We start from the raw sequence: 6068 nt of genomic DNA on the forward strand, positions 1-6068 counted from the left end.
ATGATATAAAATCTGTTGCGGGGTATATTCGTCAATATTGGTCAATAGAAAATAGCCAACACTGGGTATTAGATGTCACTTTCAGAGAAGATGAATGTCAAATCTATGCTGATGATGGCGCTCGAAATTTATGTACTTTTAGGAGGGCTTTACTGGGGCTTGTGAAAGATAATTCTTTCAAAGATAGTGTTGCAGGTAAGATGCAACGAGCTTGTTGGGATCAGGATTTTAGGGCTGAAGTACTTTTTGGATGAAATTCATACAAAGCGTAATCCGCCCCTGATGCAACTAGTGAATATTTGGAGTGAAACTTCGTAACTGTTCTAAGTTGTGGCATAATAGATAATCATTTTATATTTTCTACATAGGTGCATTATGTCAATTCAGAGCTCTACATTAAAAGCGGGTAAGATTATTGATACGATTGGTAGCTTGTACGATAGCCTGACTCCTTCCTCTAAGCGTATTTCAGATTATGTATTAAATCATGCAAGTGAAGTCAGTAAACAATCAATTGCTGAGTTATCACAAAATGTAAATGCGGGTGATGCGACTATTATTCGTTTTTGTCGTACTTTAGGTTTTAAAGGTTTTCAAGAATTCAAAATGGAGCTCGCCATTGAGCTTGCAAATAATAATCAGCAAGAGAAATCAATATTTGATACCGATGTTACCGCTGAAGACAACGCAGAAATTATTAGCCAGAAGCTAAAATTAAGTATTGAGAATGTATTATCAGAAACAATCAACTTACTCGACTTTGATACCTTAGAACATGCGACTGAGCAGATAACGAAAGCAAAAGCGTTATACTTTTTTGGTGTTGGATCATCTGGCTTGGTTGCTGAAAGTGCTAAACACAAGTTTATGCGTATTGGTTTAAATGTGGATGCGTTAACGAATAACCATTTTATGTATATGAAAGCAGCATTATTAGAACCTGGCGATATTGCTATCGGGATCAGTCATTCGGGTAATTCAGATGAGACAACTAAAGCCATTAGACTCGCCAAAGAATCCGGTGCTTTAACCATTGCGGTTACACATAACCCGCGCTCTGATTTGGGAAAAATAGCGGATCATGTTTTGGTGAATGGTAACCGTCAAGGCCATTTACAAGGGGATTCTATCGGTACTAAGGTCTCACAATTATTTGTATTGGACCTCATATATACTTCGTTAGTGAAACACGATATTGATTTTGCTCAGGGTAATAAACTAAAAACGACACGAGCTTTACAAAAATAAAAAAGAGCGACTTAATCGCTCCGTTTGTATGCCGATGATGCTTCACGTGCAAAGTCAGCAAGGTAAATTGTGCCGAGATACTCGGCATAAAATTGAAGCCTAGTTGTTCTAAATCGAAATTTTATGTATCACGCTATTATTGGCAGGTTATTTTTTTACACCCATTTGATAGACTGCAATTACGTCATTTTTCTCATTTAACAAAGTGATATTTGCTTTGTATCCTAACGCTATTTTACCATATTGATGGTCGATATTGATTGCTTTCGCTGGATACAAGCTGGCCATTCGTAACGCTTCTTCACGACTGATACCCACAAACTCTATCAAATTTTTAAGACCTTGTTGCATGGTAATAGCGGCTCCCGCAATAGTGCCATCTGCAAAATGACATTTTCCATTAGTCACAAAGGCCTCTGTGCCTGCCATATCAAAATGTGTCAGATTAGTACCTGCAGGCGTAACGGCATCGGTGACCATAAACAGTTTCTCACCTAAATGGTCATGTGCTAATCGTAGTGCTGCGTAATCGACATGAATACCATCAGCAATAATGCCTGCATGTGGTTTGTGGTTAAGCACATAACCAACCACACCAGGCTCTCTTGATGTTAGTGGGCTCATGGCATTATATAAATGAGTAGCCATTTGAATGCCTTGTTTTTCCTCTAATTGTTGATAAGTTGCATTGCTATGGCCCATAGAGACAATAATGCCCGCTTCAGCAAGAATATTAATAACCTCTTGAGTGACACATTCGGGTGCGATCGTAATTACTTTAATAAAAGCATTATGTTGTGCCAGATAATATGCTGTTTCTTTATCTAACTGACGAATGAAATGTGCTTGATGTGCGCCTTTTTTTTGCTGATTAATAAAGGGGCCTTCAAGGTGTAAGCCTAAAATTCCTTGCGCTAAAGGGGAAGTTAAAGAGGCAATTAAGTCGATTGCTTCAACCATCTGTTCTGCGGAACTTGTTATCAGAGTAGGTAGATACTGTGTGGTACCAAATTTTAGGTTGGTTTGGTTCATGATATCTAATGTTTTCTGATTAGTATCACTATTGAGTAATACACCACCACAGCCATTTAACTGCAAATCAATAAAACCTGCAGTGGCTAATAATCCTTGTGCATTTTGATGTGCAATGGTTAGTTGTTGAACATCCTGCATTGCTTTTATTGCCACGATACAATTATCTTTTATTTCTAAATATTGATCTATTAATATTTCTTCGCCATTAAATATATCGATATGTGTAAAAGCAAAATGGCTATTGTTATCTATTATGTTGCCTGGCATGGGACTTTCTCCAAATATAAGAAAGATGTAATGATTACATTACAAAGTATCGGAGTTTGACTCCAACGTGTTTTCTGTGTTTATATCAAAACTACTCATTAAAGAGTAAAAAATACAATGATTATTACAAAAATAGTTTATTTTATCAATGTGGATTAATTAAATGGGATCTCTGTCTCGTTTTTAATCTAGCTTTGTTGAAGTTAAACTCCAGTCTGTAATTATGGAGCTATACTTTGTTTCTTAACTTAATAGTGGAGTTTTACGTATATGTATAATCACATGAAAGCTTGCATTGATGCACTTCAGCAGGGTTTTGTGGCTTCTTGTCAGCCTGTAGATTTTGGTCCGATGGACAAACCTGAGATTGTTGCTGCGATGGCGCAAGCATGCATTGCTGGTGGCGCTACTGCTTTACGTATTGAAGGAATTGAAAACTTAAAGGCAACACGGCCTTTAGTTGACGTGCCTATCATTGCCATTCTTAAGCGCGATCTTGAAGATAGCGCTGTTCGTATTACCCCTTTTATTGATGATGTCATTGCGCTTAAAGAAGCAGGTGCAGACATTATTGCAATTGATGCTACAGACCGCGTTCGTCATGTCAGTGTTGAATTATTGGTAAAAAAAATTCATGAGCTAGGTTGTTTAGTGATGGCTGATTGCTCTAATTATGACGAAGGCATAGTTTGTCATAATTTAGGTGTAGAGATTATTGGTACTACGTTATCTGGTTATACTGGTGAAAGTACACCAAAAGATCCCGACTACGCACTTGTTACTCGCTTAAACCAGCATGGTTGTTTTGTGATGGCAGAAGGCCGTTACAACGCGCCTGAATTAGCACATGCGGCAATGCAAGCAGGTGCATCTTGTGTCACCGTTGGCTCTGCAATAACACGCATTGAACATATTTGTGGTTGGTTTAAAACGGCGGTAGATTCAGGTCGCCAAAATCAATCTGGAGATGCCGCATGAACACTTGTTTAGCAATTGATATTGGTGGCACAAAAATAGCAGCTGCGCTTATTTGTAATGGAGTTGTGAGTAAACGATCTCAAATGAAAACACCGAGTTCAAGTAAAACAAGTGCCATGGATGAGGCATTAAAATCAATGATACAGCCATTGTTAAGTGAAGCAGATTATATTGCGGTTGCTAGCACGGGTATTATTGATAAGGGCATTTTAAAGGCATTAAACCCAGATAATTTAGGAGGCTTGAACCTTTATCCACTGCAACAAACAGTGGCTCATCTTAGCCAGCTTACTGTGTTTGTGATTAATGATGCTCAGGCGGCTGCTTGGGCCGAATATCAGCATACAAGCAATATCAGTAATATGGCCTTTATTACAGTTTCAACTGGCGTTGGCACTGGGTTAGTTATTAACAATCAATTGCTTATTGGTTCTAGAGGTGTTGCGGGTCATGCCGGGCACATGCTTGCTGATCCAAATGGCCCTGTTTGTGGCTGTGGTCGTCGAGGCTGTGTTGAAAGTATTGCATCGGGTACTGCCATCGCGAATGCAGGGAAAGACATTTGGGGTGACTTGTGTACGGGACAGTTTGTTTTTGAAAAATTCTTAGCAGGCAACTTGCAAGCTGAAAAAATAATACATCAGTCAGCACGGGTGATTGCTAACTTGATTGCCGACCTCACTATTAGTCTTGACCTTGAACTGGTAAAATTAGGTGGCAGTGTCGGCCTTGCAACAGGTTATTTGGCGATAGTGCGGCAATATTTATCTCAAATGCCAATGGCACACCAAAGCCACGTTATTAGCGCACAATGCGCTGCAGATGCTGGTTTAGTCGGTGTTGCGCAGTGGGCAAATAATCAGTATTCAGTTGAAACTAATTCATAGAAAGATTTTCTATGAAAGCCAATGCATTTGGTCCAATGAATTATATTGTATCACTGGCTTATATTCGCTGTAATTATGGACGTCAGTGTTTATTTCACGTGTTGTCAAAACAATGGCCGTCTTCCCGGTTGGGTTGCTGGCTTATTAGGTGTGTCAATACCAACTTATCTGCTGAAGATGAATGAAAGTGAGATTTGAAATGCGCTTGATGGCTTATTATGTCTTGTGAGAGACCCAATGACAGAATTGTTTATGTTCGGTATCTTCTTCCGTATCGCTAATGAAAAACGTGCAATTACTGATATTGTTGCAAGCCTTTCAGTGGTAATTTGAGTGAAAAGAGTATGGCGTTTTTAATTTCTTCTTCTACAGCGTAATCAGGACCTTGATGGTCGTAATAGTCGGAGTATGGATGTCACCATTGTTCAAAAATGAAAAAAAGAAATGTCTGAATCACTAACCGTAGGTTGATAAGCCACTTTATAAATGATGAGGGTGTAAGCTCTCATAGGAGAAAAAATGATTTTTGGTCACATTGAAGATAAACAGCTTTACCCGTTATTACCTAAAGCAATTCAAGTTGCAATTGATTTTTTAACGACTACTGACTTACAAGCGTTAGACTTAGGTCGTCATGAACTTGATGGAGATAGTATGTTTGCTAATGTCATGGCCTTTGAAACAGGCCATGCAGGTGAGAAACAAGCAGAAGTACATAAACAATATATTGATGTGCAGTGTTTAATTAGCGGTGAAGAGAAAATTGAATTTAGCCTAAGCAATGAAAAAAATGCTATTGCCACAGAATACGATGCTGAGAATGATTTTTACTTAGTCAGTGAAATGCAACAAAGAAGCGAGTTAATACTTACTCCACGTATGTTTGTTGTGTTTTATCCTGGGCAACCTCATAAACCGGGTTGTCTTATTAACCACAGCCAACCCCTCAAGAAAATTGTCATTAAAGTACATAAAAAGCTACTGAGCTGACTTATACCCGTTATCAGATAAAATATGTAAAATTCAGTCAGTAATGAACCTCAATTTTGGTTAATGGAAGCGTTATTACATTTAATAATCATGAAGTTACAATTTTATATTATACGGTGCCGTTAGTTTTGCAGAGTTCAAGGAAAATCATCGTTGCAAGAGCTAGCGATTGGTCGATGATTTAACACAGAAATTCACGGAAATAGCGTATTGTATCGTTTTTCTTATCCATAACTGAGGTTACATAATTAATGGCGGAGCTGTTAAGTTGACTGTACCCAATTACACTACCCGCGCTAGTTTTAACCAGAAAAATAGACCCGCTATTTACTGTCATTGCTATCAATAATACCTTCGCCTAATAAGTGAGAGATGATTTATTTTGTAGCAAAAACAAGTGAGCAGTTGGTAAAATATGTAATTCTGACAAACATACTTTAAGAACAACTGCTCATACTGAAATTATCACAATTTTTACGTGCTTACATCCATTACTTTGCTCGAAAACCTATAACTGACATTCCGCACCCATTTTAGGAATAAACCATCATGCTTTCAGGAATAAATTTTTTGATATATTGCCCCTAAGCAATCAATAATAACTCTATTCCTCTCTTTTAAATTCACTACCAGTTCCTGTTGTGCGGAGGTAGTCAGTACATG

General features: G+C 38.1%; 5 protein-coding genes and 1 pseudogene. 5 read left to right on the forward strand and 1 reads right to left on the reverse strand.

Annotated elements, in window-relative coordinates:
- A pseudogene (locus G322_RS24920) lies at positions 1–254 on the forward strand (ISAs1 family transposase); the annotation flags it as partial.
- 121 nt (positions 255–375) lie between these two features.
- A complete protein-coding gene (locus tag G322_RS0116900) occupies positions 376–1248 on the forward strand; it encodes a MurR/RpiR family transcriptional regulator (protein WP_022942888.1) in 873 nt (290 codons plus the stop codon).
- Between the two features lie 147 nt (positions 1249–1395).
- On the opposite strand, the gene nagA is transcribed toward G322_RS0116900, so the two are convergent.
- Positions 1396–2550, reverse strand: coding sequence for an N-acetylglucosamine-6-phosphate deacetylase (gene nagA / locus G322_RS0116905; protein ID WP_022942889.1), 1155 nt, complete (start codon positions 2548–2550; stop codon positions 1396–1398).
- A gap of 270 nt (positions 2551–2820) precedes the next feature.
- Between nagA and G322_RS0116910 the strand changes: the two genes are divergently transcribed.
- From G322_RS0116910 to nanQ, 3 genes are all read left to right on the forward strand, one after another.
- Positions 2821–3528 carry an N-acetylmannosamine-6-phosphate 2-epimerase gene (locus G322_RS0116910; protein ID WP_022942890.1) on the forward strand — a complete coding sequence of 236 codons (708 nt, stop codon included), beginning with the start codon at positions 2821–2823 and terminating at the stop codon, positions 3526–3528.
- Positions 3525–4415, forward strand: coding sequence for an N-acetylmannosamine kinase (locus G322_RS0116915; RefSeq protein ID WP_022942891.1), 891 nt, complete (start codon positions 3525–3527; stop codon positions 4413–4415). The genes G322_RS0116910 and G322_RS0116915 overlap by 4 nt, the downstream gene beginning before the upstream one ends.
- A 519-nt stretch (positions 4416–4934) precedes the next feature.
- Positions 4935–5405 carry an N-acetylneuraminate anomerase gene (gene nanQ / locus G322_RS0116920; protein ID WP_022942892.1) on the forward strand — a complete coding sequence of 157 codons (471 nt, stop codon included), beginning with the start codon at positions 4935–4937 and terminating at the stop codon, positions 5403–5405.
- Positions 5406–6068 lie beyond the last annotated feature (663 nt).

Origin of the sequence: Psychromonas hadalis ATCC BAA-638, from assembly GCF_000420245.1 — a bacterium.
Taxonomy (GTDB): Bacteria; Pseudomonadota; Gammaproteobacteria; order Enterobacterales; family Psychromonadaceae; genus Psychromonas; species Psychromonas hadalis.